At 51.2% G+C, this 21,778-nt stretch carries 22 protein-coding genes and 1 tRNA gene; 17 read left to right on the top strand and 6 right to left on the bottom strand.

Features of this window, described 5'->3' with window-relative positions:
• The first annotated feature begins 416 nt into the window (after positions 1–416).
• The 5 genes from GP475_RS06050 to GP475_RS06030 all read left to right on the top strand — a co-directional run bounded on the left by GP475_RS06050 (position 417) and on the right by GP475_RS06030 (position 5,833).
• A complete protein-coding gene (locus GP475_RS06050; RefSeq protein ID WP_187975704.1) occupies positions 417–2,075 on the top strand; it encodes a DIP1281 family NlpC/P60 protein in 1,659 nt (552 codons plus the stop codon).
• 118 nt (positions 2,076–2,193) lie between these two features.
• The gene (locus tag GP475_RS06045) at positions 2,194–3,279 is read left to right on the top strand and encodes a ferrochelatase (protein WP_187975703.1); all 1,086 of its coding nucleotides are present in this window, start codon (positions 2,194–2,196) and stop codon (positions 3,277–3,279) included.
• A gap of 21 nt (positions 3,280–3,300) precedes the next feature.
• Entirely contained in the window at positions 3,301–4,146 is an 846-nt protein-coding gene (locus GP475_RS06040; RefSeq protein WP_187975702.1) for a DUF3097 domain-containing protein, read from the top strand.
• 22 nt (positions 4,147–4,168) lie between these two features.
• Entirely contained in the window at positions 4,169–4,594 is a 426-nt protein-coding gene (locus GP475_RS06035; RefSeq protein WP_187975701.1) for an NfeD family protein, read from the top strand.
• Between the two features lie 3 nt (positions 4,595–4,597).
• On the top strand, positions 4,598–5,833 hold the full coding sequence (locus tag GP475_RS06030; protein WP_187975700.1) for an SPFH domain-containing protein: 1,236 nt from the start codon (positions 4,598–4,600) through the stop codon (positions 5,831–5,833).
• On the opposite strand, the gene GP475_RS06025 is transcribed toward GP475_RS06030, so the two are convergent.
• Together GP475_RS06025 and GP475_RS06020 are read right to left on the bottom strand one after the other, a co-directional pair.
• The gene (locus tag GP475_RS06025; RefSeq protein WP_187975818.1) at positions 5,805–6,377 is read right to left on the bottom strand and encodes a MarR family transcriptional regulator; all 573 of its coding nucleotides are present in this window, start codon (positions 6,375–6,377) and stop codon (positions 5,805–5,807) included. The genes GP475_RS06030 and GP475_RS06025 overlap by 29 nt on opposite strands.
• A 43-nt stretch (positions 6,378–6,420) precedes the next feature.
• Positions 6,421–7,128 carry a TVP38/TMEM64 family protein gene (locus GP475_RS06020; RefSeq protein ID WP_187975699.1) on the bottom strand — a complete coding sequence of 236 codons (708 nt, stop codon included), beginning with the start codon at positions 7,126–7,128 and terminating at the stop codon, positions 6,421–6,423.
• A 97-nt stretch (positions 7,129–7,225) separates the two neighbouring features.
• On the opposite strand from GP475_RS06020, the gene GP475_RS06015 reads away from it, so the two are divergent.
• Positions 7,226–7,663, top strand: coding sequence for a cupin domain-containing protein (locus GP475_RS06015; protein ID WP_187975698.1), 438 nt, complete (start codon positions 7,226–7,228; stop codon positions 7,661–7,663).
• 157 nt (positions 7,664–7,820) lie between these two features.
• On the opposite strand, the gene GP475_RS06010 is transcribed toward GP475_RS06015, so the two are convergent.
• Positions 7,821–7,910, bottom strand: a tRNA-Leu gene (locus GP475_RS06010).
• 191 nt (positions 7,911–8,101) lie between these two features.
• Here GP475_RS06010 and GP475_RS12615 point away from each other — a divergent pair.
• From GP475_RS12615 to GP475_RS05990, 4 genes are read left to right on the top strand one after another with little or no spacing between them, the layout of a single operon-like run.
• Positions 8,102–9,676, top strand: a complete 1,575-nt coding sequence (locus GP475_RS12615) for an ABC transporter transmembrane domain-containing protein (RefSeq protein WP_187975697.1) — start codon at positions 8,102–8,104, stop codon at positions 9,674–9,676.
• A gap of 3 nt (positions 9,677–9,679) precedes the next feature.
• Positions 9,680–11,482 carry an ABC transporter ATP-binding protein gene (locus tag GP475_RS06000; protein ID WP_187975696.1) on the top strand — a complete coding sequence of 601 codons (1,803 nt, stop codon included), beginning with the start codon at positions 9,680–9,682 and terminating at the stop codon, positions 11,480–11,482.
• A gap of 19 nt (positions 11,483–11,501) precedes the next feature.
• Positions 11,502–12,041: a YbhB/YbcL family Raf kinase inhibitor-like protein gene (locus tag GP475_RS05995; RefSeq protein ID WP_187975695.1), complete on the top strand. Its 540-nt coding sequence runs from the start codon at positions 11,502–11,504 to the stop codon at positions 12,039–12,041.
• Positions 12,042–12,080: 39 nt separating this feature from the next.
• Entirely contained in the window at positions 12,081–12,476 is a 396-nt protein-coding gene (locus GP475_RS05990) for a YfhO family protein (protein WP_224400367.1), read from the top strand.
• Positions 12,477–12,480: 4 nt separating this feature from the next.
• On the opposite strand, the gene GP475_RS05985 is transcribed toward GP475_RS05990, so the two are convergent.
• From GP475_RS05985 to GP475_RS05975, 3 genes are read right to left on the bottom strand one after another with little or no spacing between them, the layout of a single operon-like run.
• Positions 12,481–13,578 carry a quinone-dependent dihydroorotate dehydrogenase gene (locus GP475_RS05985; RefSeq protein WP_187975694.1) on the bottom strand — a complete coding sequence of 366 codons (1,098 nt, stop codon included), beginning with the start codon at positions 13,576–13,578 and terminating at the stop codon, positions 12,481–12,483.
• Between the two features lie 12 nt (positions 13,579–13,590).
• The gene (locus GP475_RS05980; protein WP_187975693.1) at positions 13,591–14,646 is read right to left on the bottom strand and encodes an NHL repeat-containing protein; all 1,056 of its coding nucleotides are present in this window, start codon (positions 14,644–14,646) and stop codon (positions 13,591–13,593) included.
• Positions 14,647–14,665: 19 nt separating this feature from the next.
• A complete protein-coding gene (locus GP475_RS05975; protein ID WP_224400365.1) occupies positions 14,666–15,568 on the bottom strand; it encodes an aldo/keto reductase in 903 nt (300 codons plus the stop codon).
• An 18-nt stretch (positions 15,569–15,586) separates the two neighbouring features.
• Between GP475_RS05975 and GP475_RS05970 the strand changes: the two genes are divergently transcribed.
• The 7 genes from GP475_RS05970 (at position 15,587) to aspA (ending at position 21,761) form a co-directional block, all read left to right on the top strand.
• On the top strand, positions 15,587–16,432 hold the full coding sequence (locus GP475_RS05970; protein ID WP_262485247.1) for an undecaprenyl-diphosphate phosphatase: 846 nt from the start codon (positions 15,587–15,589) through the stop codon (positions 16,430–16,432).
• Positions 16,433–16,502: 70 nt separating this feature from the next.
• Positions 16,503–17,744 carry a cysteine--1-D-myo-inosityl 2-amino-2-deoxy-alpha-D-glucopyranoside ligase gene (gene mshC / locus GP475_RS05965; protein WP_187975690.1) on the top strand — a complete coding sequence of 414 codons (1,242 nt, stop codon included), beginning with the start codon at positions 16,503–16,505 and terminating at the stop codon, positions 17,742–17,744.
• Positions 17,745–17,787: 43 nt separating this feature from the next.
• Positions 17,788–18,171 carry a hypothetical protein gene (locus tag GP475_RS05960; RefSeq protein ID WP_187975689.1) on the top strand — a complete coding sequence of 128 codons (384 nt, stop codon included), beginning with the start codon at positions 17,788–17,790 and terminating at the stop codon, positions 18,169–18,171.
• A gap of 47 nt (positions 18,172–18,218) precedes the next feature.
• A complete protein-coding gene (locus GP475_RS05955; RefSeq protein WP_187975688.1) occupies positions 18,219–18,929 on the top strand; it encodes an HAD family hydrolase in 711 nt (236 codons plus the stop codon).
• Between the two features lie 26 nt (positions 18,930–18,955).
• Positions 18,956–19,228, top strand: coding sequence for a phosphoribosyl-ATP diphosphatase (locus tag GP475_RS05950; RefSeq protein ID WP_187975687.1), 273 nt, complete (start codon positions 18,956–18,958; stop codon positions 19,226–19,228).
• 53 nt (positions 19,229–19,281) lie between these two features.
• Positions 19,282–20,127: an ATP phosphoribosyltransferase gene (hisG, locus tag GP475_RS05945; protein WP_187975686.1), complete on the top strand. Its 846-nt coding sequence runs from the start codon at positions 19,282–19,284 to the stop codon at positions 20,125–20,127.
• Positions 20,128–20,207: 80 nt separating this feature from the next.
• On the top strand, positions 20,208–21,761 hold the full coding sequence (aspA, locus tag GP475_RS05940; RefSeq protein ID WP_187975685.1) for an aspartate ammonia-lyase: 1,554 nt from the start codon (positions 20,208–20,210) through the stop codon (positions 21,759–21,761).
• Positions 21,762–21,778: the final 17 nt, after the last annotated feature.

Genomic DNA, 21,778 nt, shown 5'->3' with positions numbered 1-21,778 from the left:
ATCCACAAAGCGCTACGGGGTCAGCGCCACCCTATCTAACAAAAAATGTGTTAAGGATCACATTCTCAATTTTATTAGCGTATCCCAGCAGGTCATCTAGCTAAATGATGTCAAAGTGACGCAATGTAACTGATGTTACTAGAGATATTAATTAAGCAAATGGGGTTTAAGTAGCCTATGGTGCAATTGTCGGCTCGTGAGTCGGTAACAATCACATAAACCTCTACAGTCACCACAATAAGTCAAGGATTTATAGTTGACTGTGGCGGAACCTCATTCTGCGGGCGTGTGGGGAAGCAGGCCGGGCAGGATACCCAGTGATGCGATCGATTCGATGCCGGATTCTTGGAACCGTATTACCGACAAATAGTCAAGGAAAAAGACTTGACTATTTGAAGGAAAAGGAGTCGCTCGGGATGTTTAACTCCACTCCCCGCCGCCACGGACGTTTGGTGACACGATCGACTGTGGCGACCGTTTTGTGCGCTGCCATGTTGAGCAGCACAGCTAGTTTTGTTCACCCTGGTGTAGCGAACGCTGCCCCAACAAACCCCAGCAACACTGATATTCAGAATGCGCTGGATGCGATCCGCAACAGTCAAGGAAATGTGGCAGGTCTGGCTGGAGCCATTGCTCAGGTGCAAGATGAAATCAATAAAGTTGAGTTGCACATGGGCGAACTCCGTGAAGGAGTAAACAAAGCCCTTGTTGACTTGCATGATGCTCAAGCCACGGCGGAACAGGCACGGCAGGGGGTTCGATCTGCTCGAGACCGGCTTAATACCACCCAACGAGAAATTGAAGACGCACAAAAGAAGCTAGATGAGATTTCTCGTACGGCATATCGACATAGCAACACCGGCGGAATCGAAGCTGCTGCTAGCGATGATGCAGCGCGTGACGCTTTAGATCGTCAAACCTATCTGCGGACCAACGCCGAAGAACAGCAGCAAGCCATTTCCGCATTAGATCAAGCGCGTACGGAACATGCCAACGAGGAATCGCGGTTGCGTGCTGCTCGTGATTTGGCGGAACAGCGAGAATCCGAGGCGGCTGCGGCCAAAGATGCTGCAGAGTCTCGGATTCAGGAGACTTCCGGCCAACTTGCTGCAGAAAATGCTCGACGTCAGGACCTGATGCAGCAGCGCGATTTAGCTCAGGCTGAGCTCGATGGTAATCGGGAAAAAGCGGATGAGCTTCATCAGCAGCGCAAAGAGTATGAGGCTTATCAGCAGGCCGAGCAAGAACGTGCTGCTGCCGAAGAAGCAGCACGTCAGGCAGCTGAACAGCGTCGTCAAGCAGAAGATGCTGCCCGTCAGGCCAAGGCTGAGGCGGATCGGGAACGTCGGGAAAAGGAAGCCGAGGAAGCACGACGCTCCGAGGAGCAGAAAGAAGCTGAACGTAAGGCTAAAGCTAATCAAGCGGCTCAAGCAGCTGCCGCGTTGATTGCGGCAGCTAGTGCGGCTCATAATCAGACGGAGAATCCATACCCTCAGGGCGAAGACGCGGCTAATGCCACGATCTCTGCGGTGCATAATGCTGGGGAGCAAAACCCCAATGTTAATGGCACCGAGGTGCCCTTAGGTCAAGTCCCAACCTTGGACTCTGTGTCCGAAGCGGCCGGAAATACTGCTGGCGCTGCTCAGGGTTCGCGAGATCAAAAAATTGAAACGGTGATCAACCGGGCAATGTCTCAGCTTGGGGTTCCTTATGCCTGGGGTGGCGGAACTGCGACAGGACCGTCTCAAGGTATCCGGGACGGCGGAGTGGCAGATTCCTATGGGGACTACAACAAGATTGGCTTCGACTGCTCTGGGCTAGTGTTGTACGCCTACGCTGGCATCGGAATTGCCCTGCCGCACTATACCGGTTATCAGTACCAATACGGCACGAAAGTGAATATCAACGAAATCCAGCGAGGCGATCTCCTCTTCTGGGGTCCCAATGCGGAATACCACGTTGCTATCTACTTAGGTAACGGTCAGATGATTGAGGCACCTCAATCAGGATCTGTAGTGCAGGTTTCTTCAGTCCGATATGCAGGCATGAGTCCTTACGCGGTTCGCTTGATTTAACCGCCGCATCCTTAACAAATTTGAGAGACTACCCGACGCACAGGGGTTACGGTTCCCCCGCTGTGCGTCGGGTTTCACCTTTTCTAAGGCTCAAACTAAAGGATGATATGTTGAAGTCATGACTCACAGCCCCAGCACCGATTATGATGCTTTGCTTCTGTTATCTTTTGGCGGTCCCGAAGGCCCCGATGATGTTATTCCTTTCTTGGAAAACGTTACTCGGGGACGGGGAATCCCTCGCGAGCGGCTAGAGGAAGTAGGAGAGCATTATTTCCACTTCGACGGGGTGAGTCCACTTAATCAGCTTAATCAGGAGATTATTTCTCACCTTGAAGAAGAACTTCACGAACGCGGCAGAAATGTGCCGATTTACTTCGGGAATCGTAACTGGCACCCATTTGCCACAGAGGCTGCTGAACAGATGGCGCGCGATGGTGTCCGTCGAGTTTTAGTTTTTGCCACCTCTGCCTGGGGTGGATATTCCGCTTGCCGACAATATGATGACGATATTGTTCGCATGAAAAAGCATTTAGCTGATTGCGGTTTAGCGGATATCCAGTTTCGGAAACTCCGGCAATTCTTTGATCACCCGCGTTTTATTAAAGCTCAGGTCGATGCCATTAGCGGCGCTTATCAGAACCTGGGGCATGACTGTCCGGCACAAACTGATCCGCACCTGACCCGGTTAATCTTTAGTGCCCACTCTATTCCTACCGCCGTTGATCAGGCTGCAGGTGGAAAGGATGAACCGCACCTGTATTCTCGTCAGATCCACGAGTCTGCTCGCCTCATCGCTCAGGAATTAGGGGTAACCGACTACGATGTGGCCTGGCAGTCACGCTCCGGAAGCCCCCAGATTCCCTGGCTAGAGCCTGACATCGTGGATCATGTTCACCATTGTCACGAAAAATACCCTCTGCGCGAGGTTGTAGTCTGCCCGCTCGGCTTCCTCTCGGATCATATGGAAGTGATCTGGGATTTAGACACCGAGTTAGTGACCGCCGCCCAGGAACTCGGAGTAGCGGTGTCGCGCGCAGACACCATCGGATCAACCAAGGAATTTACTCTGCTTTTAGCGGATCTGATCGATGAGATCATCAGCGGAACTCCGCCGCAGCACCTCAGCTCCCTCGGTCTTCGCGGTGACACCACGGACGGACAGCCCTGCCAGCATGATTGTTGCCTCATGAGGCGCCCGCGCTAGTCACTACTAGACTGCATTGTCATGAATTCTGATCCCTACAGCACTGATATTTTTTCCGGCCATGCTCGACGCAAGCCTGTTCAATATCCCACCCTTCCGGCTGAACCCGGTCTGGTAGTGGAAGTGCGAGCAACCGGCGACGTAGGAGAAATCATCAACTGTGAGCGCACCTATGATGGAGACTTCGTCCGCTTAGAGGATCGACGGCGAAACCAACGCCTTTTTAAGCTAAGACCTGGAGCCTTCCTTTTCGAAGGTAAACCGGTCACGCTAACGCGATGGGTGGAATCAGCCCCACCACAACGAACTCACTCCAATTCAGGGTCTCGTTATGTCCATGACTACCAAACCCAAGTTGCTCGGCCCTCCCGGATTTGGGTAGAGGGGGTTCATGATGCCGCCATTGTGGAAAAGGTCTGGGGACATGATCTGCGTGTTGAAGGCGTAGTCGTCGAATATTTAGAGGGGCTTGACCATCTTCCATCTCGGTTAGCGGAATTTCGTCCTGAGCCTGGGCGTCGGGTGGGTGTTTTAGCTGACCATCTTATTCAAGGCTCCAAGGAGACTCGGTTAACGCAGCAGGTGGGAAAGGATGTTTTAGTAACCGGGCATCCCTACATCGATATTTGGCAAGCAGTCAAACCCCAAAGCATCGGTATATCTGGCTGGCCCGATGTTCCTTATGGGGAAGATTGGAAAGCTGGAGTGTGCCGACGTCTCGGATGGGCACATCCTCAAGAAGGATGGCACCGAGTTTATAACGCGGTAAAAACATTTCGGGATTTGGATTCTTCATTGATTGGTGCGGTAGAAAGACTGGTGGATTTTGTTACTGTCCCGGAACTAACAAAGGAGGATTTAGCGTGATTCCTCCGGTACTGTAGACCACGTGGCTGCTTTACTTTGGTTAATTGCTTCTTTTGTTCTTGCTGGACTTGAATTGCTTGCGGGAGAATTCACCTTACTCATGTTGGCGGGAGGCGCCTTGGCAGCCGCAGGGGCATCATTCCTCGGGGCCTCCATTTGGTTTGCCTTATTAATCTTTGCCCTGGTCTCCCTAGGGCTTATTGTCTTCTTGCGTCCGTTGTTAAGAAAACGAGCTCAAAGTCCCCTGATCCTGGACACCTCTGTGCAAGCGTTGGTGGGACAACATGCCGAAGTACTAGAGGAGGTTGGGCTGGGTGGCCAAGTTCGTCTTGACGGTTCCATTTGGTCTGCCCGGAGCCTCAACCCATCCCACACATTCTCTGCCGGAGAGGTAGTTAACGTCGTCAGCATTGATGGTTCAACAGCTATTGTTTGGAAGGAAAGTTAACTGATGGATATATTTGGGCTTTCTTTCATCCTGGTTGCTCTTGTTTTTATAGTGCTTTTGGTCTTAAAGTCCATTGCACTCATACCCCAGGGTGAAGCCGCCATTATCGAGAGATTAGGTCGCTATACCCGGACGGTCTCCGGGGGAATCACCCTATTAGTTCCCTTTATCGATCGGGTTCGCGCCAAAGTTGATACCCGGGAAAGAGTCGTGTCCTTCCCTCCACAAGCTGTCATCACACAAGACAACCTCACTGTGGCAATCGATATTGTGGTCACGTTCCAAATTAACGACGCCGCCCGTGCCATTTATGGGGTTGACAACTATATTGTCGGTGTTGAACAGATCTCCGTTGCGACGCTGCGTGACGTGGTCGGTGGTATGACCCTAGAAGAAACTCTCACCTCTCGGGAAGTAATTAATCGGAGGTTGCGTGGTGAATTAGATGCAGCGACGGGTAAGTGGGGGCTTCGGATTAGCCGCGTGGAGCTTAAAGCCATTGATCCGCCGCCATCGATTCAGCAATCGATGGAGATGCAAATGAAGGCGGATCGGGAAAAGCGGGCGATGATTCTTACCGCTGAAGGGCGTCGAGAGTCAGATATTAAGACCGCTGAAGGTGAAAAACAAGCCAGAATTCTTTCTGCTGAGGGAGAGAAACACGCAGCTATTTTGGCGGCAGAGGCGGAGCGCCAGGCAATGATTCTACGTGCCGAAGGTCAACGAGCTTCGCGGTATCTTGAGGCTCAAGGTGAAGCGAGGGCAATCCAAAAGGTCAATGCTGCGATCAAGTCTTCCCAGCTCACGCCGGAAGTACTTGCGTTCCAATATCTTGACAAGCTTCCGAAGTTGGCCGACGGCAATGCCAGTACCATGTGGATGATCCCCAGCCAGTTTGGCGATTCTTTGGAACAGTTTGCTAAAGCCTTTGCTAAAAAAGACGAGGACGGCATCTTCCGGTATGAGCCATCACGCGTCGATCAGGAGACTAAGGATCTAGCTGAGGAAGGCGATATCGACGAGTGGTTTAGAGCAAACACTAATCCGGAGATCGCAAAAGCTGTGGCGGCTGCCAATGCGGTAGCTCAAAAACCCGTTGATCCAGAACCTGAATCACCGGTGATACCTAAAGCGGCGCCTAGCTCCCCGGTTGAGGAGTTTACCCCGGCCTTCGATAATCAGGAGTTCTCCCAACTAGGGCAACCAGGATTTACGGACTCGGACGATCAGCACGCTTAAGTAAATTTACGGCTAGTTGCCAGCCAGCGGTTTCAGCTTGCCACCCGGCGGCCTGAAGACGCTGGCTTACTGCTTGTTTAGAGATGCCCAAAGCTTCGGCTGCTTCATTTTGATTAAGTCCTCTCCGGACTAAGGAGGTCGCTTCCCGCCCTTCCATTGTTCTTTTCTGGAGCACTTGTCCCAATAGAGCAAATACCGCTTCAATATCCGTAGAAATCTCTTTGGGGTGATCTTGGACAGTCGCTTTTACTATTCCTGCCCGAGCTTGGCGTGGTAAAGAACCGGTAGCTACTGATTTTGTCGTCGCAGCGGAGTTACTTTCTGGGAGCACTCCTATCCCAATTGCCCAATCACCATCGGAGAGAAGAGCCATGACAAGATCACAAACAGATTCTGGCGATTCCACAACAGCGCAAATATCTTCCACCCCGAGGACGTCGAACGTACCGACGCCGGGGAGTGTTGCTAAGGCCTGGGCTGATCGAGCAACAAGATCAGCGCGACGTGAAGAACGGCCTCGGTATCGGGCATGTACGGCCAGCATCATCTGCCCTTTCCTCGTAATCAGAACTAAATAACTACATTGTCTATTTTATAGCCTTGACTGCCATTCGGGAGTCCAGAATCAGGCCACAGAGCCCTAACATGGCTAAGATTGTTGTGGCAATAACCATTCGCGGGTCAGCTGAGCCAGTTAAGGTATCGCCCAGGAAGACAGTAAGAATGGTGCCGGGTGCTGAACCAATAAATGTAGCGATAATAAAGGGCACAAGCGGAATAGATGTGAGCGCAGTAACATAATTCAAGATGGAAAAGGGCACTCCGGCAATCATCCGGAGAGAGGTAACCGCTAGCCAACCACGTTGTTGGAGTCGGGCGTTAATGGTAGCTACCGCGGGATGGGTGAGTCGAGGTTCAATCCAGTCGCCTAAGAGTGCCCGGACAATTGACAGTGATAGTGCCGCGGACGTTGCCGTAGCACTGAGCGCAATGACTATTCCCACAAATGGTCCAAAAAGGATTCCCGAGGATAGGGTGAGCAGTGTACGGGGAATGGGAAATTGAGTGATGATGATGTAGCTCAGCCAAAAAATGAGCGGAAAACTTGGTCCCCACTGTGTTGCCCAGAGTCGTAATGTGGCGAGGGAGGGGATATGGAAGAAGCAGGTAGCGGTGATTCCGAGCACAATAATAGAGACCACTATTATCTTGCGGGCCAATGACCAGCGGGCAATAGCTTGCCGACTGTCGCGAAATAGTGATCGGAGGAAATCGTACAGCGAACCTGGATTCACCAGAGGTATTTTAGCGCTATGATCGGGCTTTGCTTTGATCGGCTATCGAATAGGTTGATGCCGATCTAGATCATGAGAGAAAAGTTAGGAGATAGGTATGACTGAGAATAAAGACCTCCGGACTGATCACGGTCCTCAGCCCTATGTGCTGGATATTGAGAAAGCTACCTTGGACAACGAGAATTTCCGCGATACCTTGTGGACCGGGAAATTCCTGCAGATGACTGTGATGAGCATTCCCGCAGGTGGCGAAATTGGGGCCGAAGTCCATGAGGATCATGACCAATTCCTTCGTGTTGAAGCAGGAAAAGGCCACGTCATGATTGGACAGTCCGAAGACAACCTTGACATTGACCAAGTAGTTGAGGATGATTGGGCTATTTTTGTTCCCGCTGGCAAGTGGCACAACGTCGTTAATGAAGGTAACGAGGAGCTCAAAGTTTATTCCATTTATGCCGCTCCAGACCATGTTCCCGGGACCATTCACGCGACCAAGGAAGATGCCGATAACGATCCCAATGAACAGCATGATTAAAGGTCGCGTTGCGGATCACTAAGGTTTTACCCCGGGCAATCACCACCAAAAGAGTGCCCGGGGTTGACGTCTATGCATCATTCATGCCAACTCCCGGGGAATAACCGAAGCAAAACACAGATACCGGAGTGTTCTTAAGAACAACTCCGGTATGATCTGGTGCCCGAGGGGGGACTTGAACCCCCACGTCCGTTAATAGGACACTAGCACCTCAAGCTAGCGCGTCTGCCACTTCCGCCACCCGGGCAAGGGTGAACGTCTTCGACCTTGCAGCCGTGGACCTTGACCACTTTAACCTTTCGGGCATTACTTAACAAATCACCAGGTCATCGTGCATAAAACCTACGATCCGCTAAATTACATTCAGGTAATCTATGATAGATTTCCACGTGGTCCCATCGAAGGTTTTTCTATCCAAAAGGCACAAGGGAGGTTCTGATGACTATCCAACCGCCTACTCATCAACCTATCCGGTTGTCGAGCTTTGTCCCTCAGGACCCTCCCCATGACACCGAAGTTCTCGCGCATAAACAATGGGGTAGTCCGCTAAAAACCTGTCTTCTGTTATTGATTTCTTTTCGCTGGGCTGCGTTAGGAATCCTACTCGGAGGAATCCTTACCTCCGTGTTCTCAGCAATGGGGTCCAAATGGATAGGATCGATAATCGATCAATTCTTTGGAACTGATCAACCCTCGATGATTTGGTTACCTATCCTAGGCGTCCTCCTCGCCGCCGTGATGAGCTACTATTTGGAAGTCCTTGCTATAAGCCTGAGTTCCCTCAGCGAAGCGCGCCTAGTTCACACGCTGCGGTTTTTTCTGCTTCATCGTCTCCATACTCAAAAAACTATTGATCGTTCGCCGGGAGAAATCCTCAGCACCCTTGATAAAGACTCAAGTACTATCGCCAAACTAAAACAAAGCATTACGTTCCCAATTTCCATGTTGGGCTATATACTCGGGATAACCTTGGTCCTGATCCCCATCCATCTTGGGCTTGCTATTGCCACCCCCGTAGCTGTGGCTCTGGTAGTTGTCGTCTCTGCGGCCACCTCACGGCCGGTAGCTCAGACTATGCGAACTTTCCGTGAAGTCGAAGCCAAATCAGTATCGCTAGCAACTGATCTGGCTCAAGGAGCACGAGTGGTCAAGGGACTTGGAACCGTCGACAACGCCATGAAACGTTTTTCTGCGGCTGCTGCAGACACCCAGAAATACCAGCTTCGTCAAATTAGAGTTCAAAGCATCATCAGCATTCTCCGGCAGATTGTCGGGGTGATCGGCGCGATCTTTTTAGTGGTCTGGGCCAGCTACCTTGGGATGAACCAGGAAATCTCCACGGGCGATCTTCTTACTGTGTATATGATCGTTCCCCCGGGAATACTCGTCACGGGAATGTCACTATCCAACACTATTAATAGTCTGGCTTTAGCAGTGGCCTCAGCAGAGCGAATAATCGCTCTAGATCAGGGTTTAAACACTCAAGACACCACTATTACAACGGGTGAACAAGCACCCCCTCCAGGAATATCTGTATGGCGCGCTAAAGATAGCGACGCCCAACGTCGTGCCCATGAAGCCGCTGATCGATTAACGCAATTACCCAATATGACAGTGATTAGGGCGCCACATGCGGTTCACGTTTTTGAAGGAACTCTGGCAGATAACGTAGATCCAACCGGAACGCTAGGGGAGGAGAGGCTAAGAGAGGCCCTCACGGTAGCCTCCTGCGAAGACATTGTGACGCGTTTGGGGCATGACCCCTATTCCGGACAACTCGGTGAGGCGGGTTTCAACCTATCTGGAGGGCAGCGACAGCGGGTCGCCCTTGCTCGGTTAGTCGCTGCTAATCCGGATCTGTTAATTTTGGATGATCCAACCACAGGGCTAGATGCCATTACCTTGGATAATGTCTGCCAGGCAATAAAAGAATATCGTGGACACCTTTCGACGGTGGTGATTAGTAATTCCCGTGCATGGAGTGCAATAGCTGATGAGATAAAGGAGTTTTAGGGTATGGAAAATAAAAAATCTGCCTTTGCCTATGACTCCTTACCGCCAGCTGGATTGAAAAAGAGTATAAGGCTTCTTAAAAGCCTTGAGACTTTCCCGACGTTGTGGTGGTGGCTGGGGCTGAGCCTTATTATCTTCCTCATCCAAATAGCTATTGTCTCAAGCTCCTTTTTTGTGGGCAAGCTCATTGACCACATTGGGGATTCTGGCCAATTTCAGTTCTACCTCGTCATGATGGCGGTGACACTGGCCATCGATAACATCGGGCGCGGAGCGATTCTCCCGTGGATTTTTCGCTCAAAATTCACTCGAATAGCCACTGAGCTCCGTGTTAAAGCACTCGATAGCACTCTTCATACTCCTGTGCCTCGCCTCTACCAAATAGGCACTGGAAGCATTATCACGCGATTAACTAAAGATATTGATAATGCAGTGCTAACTCTGGGTGATTCCGGAGAGCGTCTTGTTGTCACACTTCTCGCTTTTCCGTTTACACTTGTTTCTCTCTGTATTATTAGCCCATTTTATATCCTGCCGTTCTTTCTTTTCGGTTTGGCGGTTTATATTTGGTCAAAAAATATCGTTCAATTTATTCCCTTAGTAGCCAACCGAATGTCTGACTCCGAAGCTCGACGTAATGCTTTTCTGCTCGATGCGATACGCGGCCTATCAACAACTAAAGCGATGGGATTAGAAGAATGGTCGGAAAAACGGACTGAAAAATCCTCCTGGCAGGTAGTTCACCAGTGGTATCGCTCAAACCCCAGTTTCTTCTGGGTGATTAGGCGCGGCTACTTCAGTTATTTTTCTTTGCTCATGATGGTGCTGGGGCTCAGCTTACTTCTGGCCTATCTCGGCTGGATCAGTATTGGCGAAGCATCCACTGCCGTAGTTCTTATAGTTCGTCTGGAAATCCGCATCTTCATGCTCCTTGAATTTTCCGCCGAGCTCCAGCGTGCCTTTACTAGCGCCGGACGAGCCATTGCCCTAGCCAATCTATCTGAAGACATTGTCCAACCAGATGGAGTTGGTCTTCCAGCTACCCTAAAGAATCCCGATATTGTCATCAAGGACCTCTCATTTTCCTACCCCTCAGGAGCTGAAGTTCTTTCCAACCTCAACTTGAACCTCCAGGGAGGCACGACGACGGCCCTCGTTGGGTCAAGCGGTGCCGGCAAATCCACCTTGGCGGTTCTTATCGCCGGCCTACAGTATCCCACTGCAGGAAGCATCACCGTCGGTGGAGTCAACATCAATACCGAGGCCAATGACGCGTGGATCACCAGCCATATCACTCTTATTAGCCAAGAAGTTCATCTTTTTGCTGGAACTCTCCGCGAAGATCTCCACATGGCTTTGCCGGGGGCGAGCGACGTCACTCTTATTCATGCCTTGTCTCAGGCAGGTCTAGACCCGAACGGCCCATTGTGGCATCGATGGCTTCCTCAGGGACTAGATACCCCAGTAGGGGCCGGCTCTAATGAGCTAGCCCCTGAAGTGGTACAAGTCATCTCTTTAGCTCGGGTGCTCTTAAGAAACCCCCCGGTTCTGATCATGGATGAGGCAACCAGCGAAGCGGGGAGTGAACATGCTCGGTTGCTGGAAGCAGCCGCCAGCAAGGCTGCCCATGGTAGGACAAGTTTGGTGGTAGCTCATCGTCTTGATCAGGCACGTGAGGCTGACCGAATTTTGGTTATGGAGGCAGGCCGAATCATCGAAGATGGAAGTCATGAAGAGTTAATTAATGCACAGGGACGCTATGCTGAGCTCTTTAGTCGATGGCAGAAGGGTGACATGAGGCACTAAATTCAGGTAAAACGGGACCATGAGTTATTCCTATGCACAAGATTCCCGTTTCCCTGGTCCTGACCCTTATGCTCCGTTGAAGGACTTGCCTTCTTTCCCGCTCAGTTCCACAGATATCACCGAGGGTGAACAGCTACCACCAGCGCAGCGGGCACCCGAGTCAGTATCTCCGCAGTTATCATGGTCTGATCTTCCCGAAGGAACGAAATCCCTAGCCATCACGTGTTTTGATCCTGATGCTCCGACGACTTCGGGCTATTGGCATTGGGCAGCGTTTAATATTCCCGCTGATATTTCGGAGCTTCCTACCGGAGCTGGATCCCAAGAGAATTTGGGTATTGAAGGCGTCGTTACTTTGAAAGGAGATTCCGGGGAACGCGCCTATTATGGTTCTTTACCGCCTGAGGGACATGGCCCACACCGTTATCTCTATGCTGTCCACGCTGTTGACGTCGAAGAACTAGACATCCCAGAGGATGCTACACCCACTGTTCTTGGTTTTAATCTGTACTTCCATTCTCTGGGCAGAGCAGTGTTGTGGGCGTGGGATGAAAACTAGTTCTTAGAAATGAGCGTGGGACTGTTAGGATTTTCAGCCATGACACGACCACGTCGAGGCGAAGAATCTGAGCTGTCCATTCCCCTCCCGTTGCGAGTGGGAGGGGCCTTTATTGCCATAGCGCTTGCCCTAGTTATTTTCCTGGTCCTGGAAATTGCTCAACATGGGTGGTTAGCGCCAGTAGAGATAACCTCGCGGATGGTGCTAATTTTGTGCGCTGCCGCTTTAGTAGGGGCTTTTGCCACTGTGCGACGTAATCAGCGTCCGGGGGTTAGCCAGGTTATTGCCTTGACCGGGGCGGTGGTGCTAGTTATTCTCAGCCGTTTTCTGCCGTCATCCACCTTGTTCATAACGGCCCAAACGTGGATGCTGGGCTGGGCGATATTGGCTTTGATGTGTGCCGTAATCCTGCGGCGCAGTGTGCATCGGCGCTAGCTTATTAATCTCGCCAGTCCAAACCACAACCTACGGCATCACTGATATTGCCAAATCCGTGCACGCGCAGTTGATGCGCGATTCCTTGGTGGATCCACCGAATCCAATCTGGACCACCGTAGATAAGTCCGGTATAGCCCTGTAGAAGCGTCGCCCCATGCGCAATTCTTTCCCACGCCTGTTGGGGAGTGGAAATCCCCCCGACGCTGATGAGAACCAGGTGGTCACCTACCCGCTCATAGAGGCGTTTCAGGACGTCAAGGGACCGTTGCGCAACCGGTGGACCAGAGATACCTCCGTCGCCCATCTTGGAGACTTTTTTAGCATCAGTCAGCAAATTTTCTCGAGAAATAGTGGTGTTGGTAGCAACAATCCCAGCTAATCCTCGTTCCACAGCCAAGTCCGCAATATCATCAATATCTTCATCTGCTAAATCAGGAGCTATTTTCACCAAAATTGGGGTGGTGGTCGCTGATTGGACCGCTTGAATAATCGGCCTTAAAGAATCTACCGCCTGGAGGTCTCGGAGGCCGGGAGTATTCGGTGAAGATACGTTGATAACGAGATAATCTGCAAGACTACCCAAGAGCATGGCCGAGCGTCGATAATCATCAGCGGCACCATCGGGATCGACCACCTTAGTTTTACCGATATTAATACCGATAACATCCTCAGTGGTGCGTCGTCGAAGGTTCATAGCTACCTCAGCAGCACCATCATTATTAAACCCCATTCGGTTTAATATTGCTTTGTCCTTTGGCAGCCGAAATAGCCGCGGCGCTGGGTTACCAGGCTGGGGAGAAGCAGTCACCGTCCCTAGTTCTGCATAACCAAATCCCACCGGAGACCAGACATCCGGAGAATCCGCATTTTTATCAAACCCTGCAGCTAGCCCTAAGGGGCGGGGGAACGTGACCCCAAAAACCTCTTGGCTCAGAATAGGATCACGAACCGGAACAATGTGGTTAAAAACTCGATGAACGGGACGCATCAACTGAAGAATCCGCAAAGAGTCACTAATCATGCCGTGGATTCTCTCCGGCGGAATCCGAAACATCCCTTTAAGCGCAAGGTTGTAAACCTGTCGACGCAACGAAACCATGCGGTGGCTCCTTTACTGATCTGCGGGTTGGGGTTGATGAATAACTTGCAATCCATGTCCACTGGCTGAAGCAGCAACCACGGTGCCGTCGTCGAGCACAACTAAGGAACGAGAATCGGGGAGGGTGGAGATGTGGGCTTTTGCTACCGGAACTCCGGTACGGATGTCATATCCGACGGCAGAATTAGCAGATGTAGACCCAATCCACGCAAGATTACGGCTTTTATCCCAGGCGACGGCCCACGGGCTAGCATCCACGGGATAGCTTTGATGTAAACGGATTACGTCATCGCCGGTGTAAATCATCAACCGGTTCCCGGTGGTATCTGAGGCAAGCAACAGTCCCTTTTCCCCAGCTGCTACCTGGCCCACACCAAGACCTACTCGCAGCGTTCCACCTTGAGCATTGTCGGCAAAATGCACATCTTGAATAGTCGTTTCCTGCCGATTCACTCGAACCAGCGCGTCACTATGACCAGGAACCGTGACGGCGACTAATGAATCTGCACTGCCATCCATGGAAATCTTTCGAGCTTTCTGCCCGCGCTGATACAACCACAGGTCCTGAGAATCATTACTGCCCGTAGCGATGGTCCCGTCACTGAGTTGTACAGCCGTGGTGGTGGAATGCTCAACCGGCATTTTATCGACGCGGTTCGGTTCTTGTGGATTGATACTCCACACGCTATTTCCACACCCGAGGGTCCACACTTGATGGTCGCTGGACCCGCGAAGAGTTCCACAGGAATTATCTAGGGGCAGAATCACCGCGTCATTTTGGCGGAATTGTTCAACGGTACCTATTCCCACATGATGTGGTCCCTGGACAGCAAGAACATTCCCGGCGTAGTCCATAGCGTGAACTTCTTTTAATTCCTCAGGGAGAGGAAGAACTTCTCCGCTGGGATGGGGATTAGGTGGAGACTCCACTGCCGTAGCATTGCCCATCTTCCCGGATAGCTCTTGCGCTGCTTGGTGTTGGCAACCGGACATAGCCAGCCCACAGGCAGCAAATAAAACAAGGGGCGCCAGGTAGCGGCGCCGACGACGAATCCCAGCCACACTCACGCTTGTTGAGCCTACCAGCCTACTGTGACACGTCATCCAGTGCGGCGAGGATTTGTCTGGGCAGTTTTTGCTCTCCTGCTTCTTGCACTGAGATCAACTGATCTTCTTTGCTGACGCCAACTAGGCAAGTACTCATTCCTGGTTGATCCTTGACCCAACTTAACGCGGTTGTAGCGAGGGTAGAACCAAGTCCTTCGGCCGCCGTTTCTAAGGCATCGAGGATGGTGTGGGCCCGGTCATTGAGATAGGGATGTGCTTCTGGCTGAGGAGATAGCTTTCTCCAGGGCTGGGCAAGCGCACCCAGAGCTAGGGGACGAGTAGCGATCATTCCCGACTGTAAATAATGGGCTGCTGGCCACAGCTCTGCTTCAGCATTGCGTTGGAGCAACGAGTATTCCGACTGGCAGGCAATACTTTCTGAGGTCTGAGCCGAGATAAGAGCCAGTTGCCAACCGTGAAATCCGTGGACAGCGACGTATCTTGCCCGTCCGGAGTTAAGCACGTAGTGCATCGTCGCCCACAATTCGGTTAGGGGCGTATGTTCATCCCAATAGGCGATAGTCCATATATCGACGAAATCGGTGCCCAAACAACGCAATGAAGTATCGAGTTGCTGTAAAAGAGAACGTCGAGAGCAATCAATCCGGAATCCGGCGGGCGCGTGCGGCCGGTAACCAGAAGCAAGAGAAAGAATCAGGTCATCTCGGGAATAAGTTCGACGACGAAGCTCCTCCCCGATAAGCGTCTCTGAATGATAATCAGGGTTTCTATTGGGTAGATCGACCAGGCCGCTACCCATATCAAGAAAACCATGAATTATTTTCCGGGCTTCCTCATCTGTCATGTGGTGGGGCCAAGCCGAGGTGTCCACACCGAAAACCGGGACTCTGAGGCCGGTGTTGCCGAGTTGTCGTCGCTCCATTGTCTCCAGAGTAGTAGGGTGTCTAAGGTGATCGAGGTTAGCTGGCTACAGACGATTGTTCTTTCTATAGTTCAAGGACTTACTGAGTTTCTACCGGTAAGTTCCTCCGGGCATCTGCGAATTGTCTCTGAATTGATATGGGGGCACGACGCCGGAGCTTCTTTTACCGCGGTGGTTCAACTGGGTACCGAGTTAGCGGTACTGGTGTACTTCGCTAAAGATATTTGGCGGATCATGGTCAGGTGGTTTGCCGGCCTGACTGATAAAAGTCGACGCGGCTTGGACTATCGCATGGGGTGGATGGTCATTGTCGGAACCATTCCTGTGGTGGTTGCCGGGGTTCTTCTCAAAGAAATCATCCGCAATTCACTGCGTAACCTCTGGCTTACTGCTACCGTTCTCATCCTCTTCTCTCTGGTTTTCATCATTGCAGAACGTTGGGGTTCCAAGAAACGAAACTTCGACGATCTGACCATGAAAGATGCTGTCCTCATGGGATTGGCGCAATGCCTAGCGCTTATCCCAGGAGTCTCCCGGTCCGGCGGAACAATTTCAGCCGGGTTACTGTGCGGTCTAAATCGAGAAGTTGCTGCTCGGTTTAGTTTCTTATTGGCCATCCCGGCAGTCTTAGGATCTGGGCTATTTTCCTTACCCGACGCCCTTGCCCCCGAAGCCGGTCAAGCAGCCAGTGGGGCCCAATTGGCTGTTGGAACCATAATTGCTTTCCTGATTGGTTATGCATCTATTGCCTGGCTCTTGCGCTTTGTCTCTCATCATTCTTTCGCCTGGTTTGCTGCCTATCGCATTCCAGTTGGAATAATCGTGATGATTTTGCTGGCCGCCGGAACACTCAATCCCATCTAAAACAGGCATGACTAGCCTCAAGTTTCCGCTATGAAATTGTGTGTCCTCCTCAACAGTTAAAGTAGGTGCCATGAAATCCTGGCCTTATCCTTCGGTTCCCAAGGTTCCTGGGTCTCCTGTTCCTCTGGTGCTTTTTGATACCGCGGATAACGAAAAAAGAGAAGTAGAACGTGGTAACCCTACCGGAATGTATGTCTGTGGGATTACCCCTTATGACTCCACCCATCTTGGTCACGCTGCCACCTATTTAGCTTTTGACCTGATCTATCGACAATTACTCGATAATGGGCATGACGTTCATTATGTCCAAAATATCACCGACGTAGATGACCCTCTTTTCGAGCGGGCAGCCAGAGATGGCGTTGATTGGAAAGAATTAGGCACCAGCCAAATAGATCTCTTCCGTTCCGATATGGAGGAACTCCGGGTTCTTCCGCCCCAGCATTACATCGGAGCGATGGAGGCTATTGACGAAGTAATCACTATGGTTCAACAATTGCTGGATTGTGGTGCTGCGTACATCGTCGATGATGTTACATACCCCGATATTTACGCCTCTATTTCCGCCACTCGTCAATTTGGATATGAATCCGGCTATAGCCGAGAACTCATGGAAAAGTTTTTTGCCGAGCGGGGCGGAGATCCAGACCGGCCAGGGAAAAAAGATTCCTTAGACGCGTTGGTGTGGCGAGCTCACCGCCCAGGGGAACCGGCCTGGGAGGCTCCTTTCGGAGCAGGTAGACCAGGCTGGCATGTGGAATGCTCCGCAATAGCCACCAACCGCCTGGGGCCTCACTTCGCCATTCAAGGCGGCGGCAGTGATTTGATATTCCCGCACCATGAATTCTCTGCGGCACATGCCGAATCTGCTCTAGGGACACCCCGAATGGCCGGACACTACGTTCATGCCGGAATGATCTCACTAGATGGGGTAAAAATGTCCAAATCCCTGGGAAACCTGGTGTTTGTTCATAAGCTCACCCAGGCTGGGCATGAAGCTAACGCGATCCGGCTCGGAGTCTATGCACGTCACTATCGTGGAGATCGGGATTGGTCTGCTCAGGTTCTTGCCGAGGCGGAACAGAGGTTATCGACCTGGCGGAACGCTCTTCAACATCCTGGGGACACTTCTGAAATAGCACAGGTAATTCACGAGGTTCGTACCCGGCTTGCTGATGACTTGGATTCTCCCGGTGCTCTTCAGGTGATCGACGATTGGGCTGCACGCCATCAAACTGACGGTCAAAGTAATCCCAAAGCCCAGGAATTGTTAACTTCCGCAGTCGATGCATTATTGGGTGTCAACCTGTAGTGTTTTACTCATAAGGGCTAAAGATCGGAGACAACAAAGCTTTATGAGTATTCGAGAATCTTTCCAGCCGACAGTTGATGAATTTATTAGCGATCTCACGACTTTTGCTACCGGGAGTTACCTGCGGGAAGAAGAAAAAACACACTGGGATCAGCCCTTTGATCCTGCTGCGATACCCCTGGTGCGCTCAGCCTTAGAAGAATATCTATCTTCTTTGGAATCATTGGCAGGACGGCCGGACGTCGACGCTATTTGTGGTGCTATAAACACCGCGGTTAATAAACTCGTACGGATAAATGAAGATTATGCCAATGCGATTATTGAGCCAGAAGAAATTGAACAGCTCAATGATTTCTTTAAGAATTCCGCTCTTGAGGCGGGATTAGATAGCGACGCGCTTGGCCAGCTACCCCTTTTTGATGAATAAAAAACAGATTAGGGACTAACCACCCTTTCCCGCTACCATCAATAACCATGCTTGCCGCAATTTTCTGGGACATGGATGGGACAATGGTGGACTCAGAGCCGCTATGGGGAGTGGCTACCTATGAGTTAAGTGAACGTCTAGGCCGACGGCTTACTCCAGAACTACGAGCACAAACTGTCGGTGGCAGTTTCAACAACACCTTGGAAATCTGCGCCGAACATGCCGGGTATGACCTGCAGGAATCAGATTATCGCGAGCAACGCACAATCTTATTTCACCGAGTTCAAGAATTATTTCACTCAGACCTAGAACCTCAGCCAGGAGTAGTGGAGCTGCTTGAGGATTTGGCGGCTCAGGACATAAAAATGTATGTCACCACCAATACCGAACGAGCAATAGCGGATTCTTCTATCGCCGCCGTAGGTGAGCATTTCTTTGTGGATTCCATTGTCGGCGATGAAGTTCCCCGTCAAAAACCTTATCCGGATATGTATCTCAAAGCTGCGGATTTAGCTGAGGCGAACCCTGAGCAGTGTTTGGTTTTTGAAGACTCGCTCACTGGGATAACTGCAGCACTCGAAGCTGGATGTCGAGTCATTGCGGTTCCCAGCGACAGCGTGGAGAAACTACCTCAGGGTGCTGTTTCACTGGAAAAACTCCGAATTGCCGACGGGTGTCCCGCTGATCGTGCCGGAGGGTTTCAGGGAGTCACAGCCTCCGACGTCATTCGCTGGTTTACCCAAATCTCGACCAACTAGAGCGAGCTTGCGGCAGACATGTCATAATGTTTCAGGTGAAGAACTTCGATTCCCTTTTTGCTGAACTATCCGAACGCGCCAAGAACCGGCCAGAAGGTTCTGGAACTGTGGCTGCCCTAGATTCAGGGATTCACCATATAGGTAAGAAGGTCATCGAAGAAGCCGGGGAAGTGTGGCTGGCCGCCGAATATGAGTCAAAGGAAGCCCTAGCTGAGGAAATTTCCCAACTGATCTACTGGTCCCAGGTGCTCATGGTGTCTAGGGATCTTCGACCAGAAGATATTTACCGTTATCTATAAGACGTATTTAAGAAGCAATCACCCCACATTATTGACGAGGTAATTTACTAGCTATGCTGCGCGTTGCCGTGCCGAATAAGGGTTCATTGTCCGAGACCGCCACCATGATTCTGCGTGAAGCCGGCTACACCGGCCGCGGTGATTCCAAGGCTTTGAACGTTGTGGATGAGAAAAATGGCGTCGAATTTTTCTTTTTAAGGCCCAAAGACATCGCTATTTATGTTGCTCAAGGCCACTTAGATATGGGAATTACCGGTCGAGATTTGGCGCTTGATTCTCGGGCTCAGGTCGAAGAGTTATTGACTCTGAATTTCGGGACTTCTACTTTCCGCTATGCTGCGCCACACGATGAACAGTGGGATGTCGCGAAGCTTGCCGGCAAGCGGATCGCTACGTCGTACCCCAATCTGGTGCGGGACCACCTGCGTGAAAATGGTATTGAGGCCACGGTGATTCGGCTGGACGGGGCAGTAGAGATTTCTATTCGCCTGGGTGTTGCTGATGCTATCGCAGACGTTGTTTCTACTGGCCGGACTCTAAAAAAGCAGGGGCTAGCTCCCTTTGGTGAACCGCTGTGCACCTCAGAGGCGGTTGTTATTGGACGGGTAGGCATGACGATCAATCACGAGCAAAAAGTTCTGCTGCGTCGAATTGAGGGAATCCTTCATGCCCATCATTACTTGATGTTGGATTACAACATTGCTCGTGAGAAATTGGCGGAAGCATCCACTATTACCCCCGGCTTGTCCGGTCCAACGGTGTCGCCTCTAGCGCTTGATGGTTGGGTAGCCGTGCGAGTGATGGTGCCAAAAGGGCAGGCTAATGCGGTGATGGATCAGCTTTCAGAAATCGGTGCAGAAGCTATTTTGGCCTCAGATCTAAGAATTGCCAGAATTTAATTCACGGGGGAAACGGCAACACTAATATGGGCGGCGGTAACAACCACTAACCCATCTCCAAGAATGAGGTGACCGTTTCCATGGCTAAGACCAAGAAGAGCCAAGGTAAGAAAGGCGCTTCCCAGCGAGAGACAAAACCGGCTGCACAACCGGTGTCCGCACAGGAAGATCGCACGAAGAAGTCCGCCGGCGCTGCCGAAAAATCAACAAAGCCCAATGTGAGGGTAGAAGTGGATTTACTCGGTAAACGAGAAGTCCCAATGGATGCTTATTACGGTATCCATACTTTGCGGGCGATTGAGAATTTCCAGATTTCTCGAACAACAATTAATCAGGTCCCGGAGTTTATCCGGGGCATGGTTCAAGTGAAGAAGGCCGCTGCGCTGGCGAATCGACGCTTGCATACCCTTCCGGCTGAAAAGGCGGAGGCTATTGCGTGGGCGTGTGATCAGATTCTGGAAGAGGGCCGGTGCATGGACCAGTTCCCCTTAGATGTGTTTCAAGGAGGCGCTGGCACCAGTTTAAATATGAATACCAATGAGGTGGTTGCCAACCTCGCGTTGGAGTATTTGAGGAAGGAGAAAGGCGATTATGACGTCATCAACCCCAATGATGATGTCAACATGAGCCAATCCACTAATGACGCCTACCCAACCGGCTTTAGATTGGGGCTATATGCCGCAATGGAGGTGCTGATTGAAGAAATCGACGCCTTGCAGTCGGCTTTCCGCGAAAAGGGGAATGAATTCGTTGACATTTTGAAGATGGGCCGGACTCAGCTTCAAGATGCAGTCCCCATGTCCTTAGGGGATGAGTTTCTTGCTTTCGCCCACAACTTGGCTGAAGAACAAGCTGTTCTCAGGAATGCCAGTGACCGGCTATTAGAGGTTAATTTGGGTGCCACAGCCATTGGCACCGGCGTCAACACTCCCTCGGGTTACCGTCATCAAGTGACCGCAGCGTTGAGTGAAGTCACTGGTTTGGAAATTAAGTCTGCCCGGGATCTCATCGAAGCAACCTCCGATACCGGGGCTTATGTCTTGACTCATTCCGCTGTGAAACGTGCAGCAATGAAGCTGTCCAAGATCTGCAATGATCTGCGGCTGCTTTCTTCTGGTCCGCGAGCTGGGTTGAATGAAATCAATCTACCTGAGCGACAGGCTGGTTCCTCGATTATGCCAGCTAAAGTCAACCCGGTTATTCCGGAAGTTGTCAATCAGGTGTGCTTTAAAGTGTTTGGTAATGACCTGACTGTAACGATGGCAGCCGAAGCCGGGCAGCTACAGCTGAATGTCATGGAACCGGTAATAGGGGAGGCATTATTCCAATCCATTCGGATCTTGGGCAACGCTGTTGTCACCCTACGTGAGAAGTGTGTCCGTGGGATTACCGCCAACGCTGATGTATGCCGTGGGTATGTAGAAAATTCCATCGGTATTGTCACCTACTTAAATCCGTTCATCGGCCACCACAATGGGGACTTAATTGGGAAAGAGGCTGCTCAAACGGGGAAGTCGGTAAAAGAACTGGTGCTGGAAAAAGGCCTTTTGGACGAGGCCACCTTGGATCGGGTGCTCAGTAAAGAAAATCTCATGCACCCAGAATTTCGCGGGAAGCTTTACCTTGATGGATAAATAGGTAGAAGTTTTCT

The organism is Corynebacterium poyangense (genome assembly GCF_014522205.1).
In the GTDB taxonomy this organism is placed as follows: Bacteria; Actinomycetota; Actinomycetes; order Mycobacteriales; family Mycobacteriaceae; genus Corynebacterium; species Corynebacterium poyangense.
The sequence above is the reverse complement of the archived record's forward strand: the minus strand, read 5'-3'. Positions and strand labels throughout refer to the sequence as shown.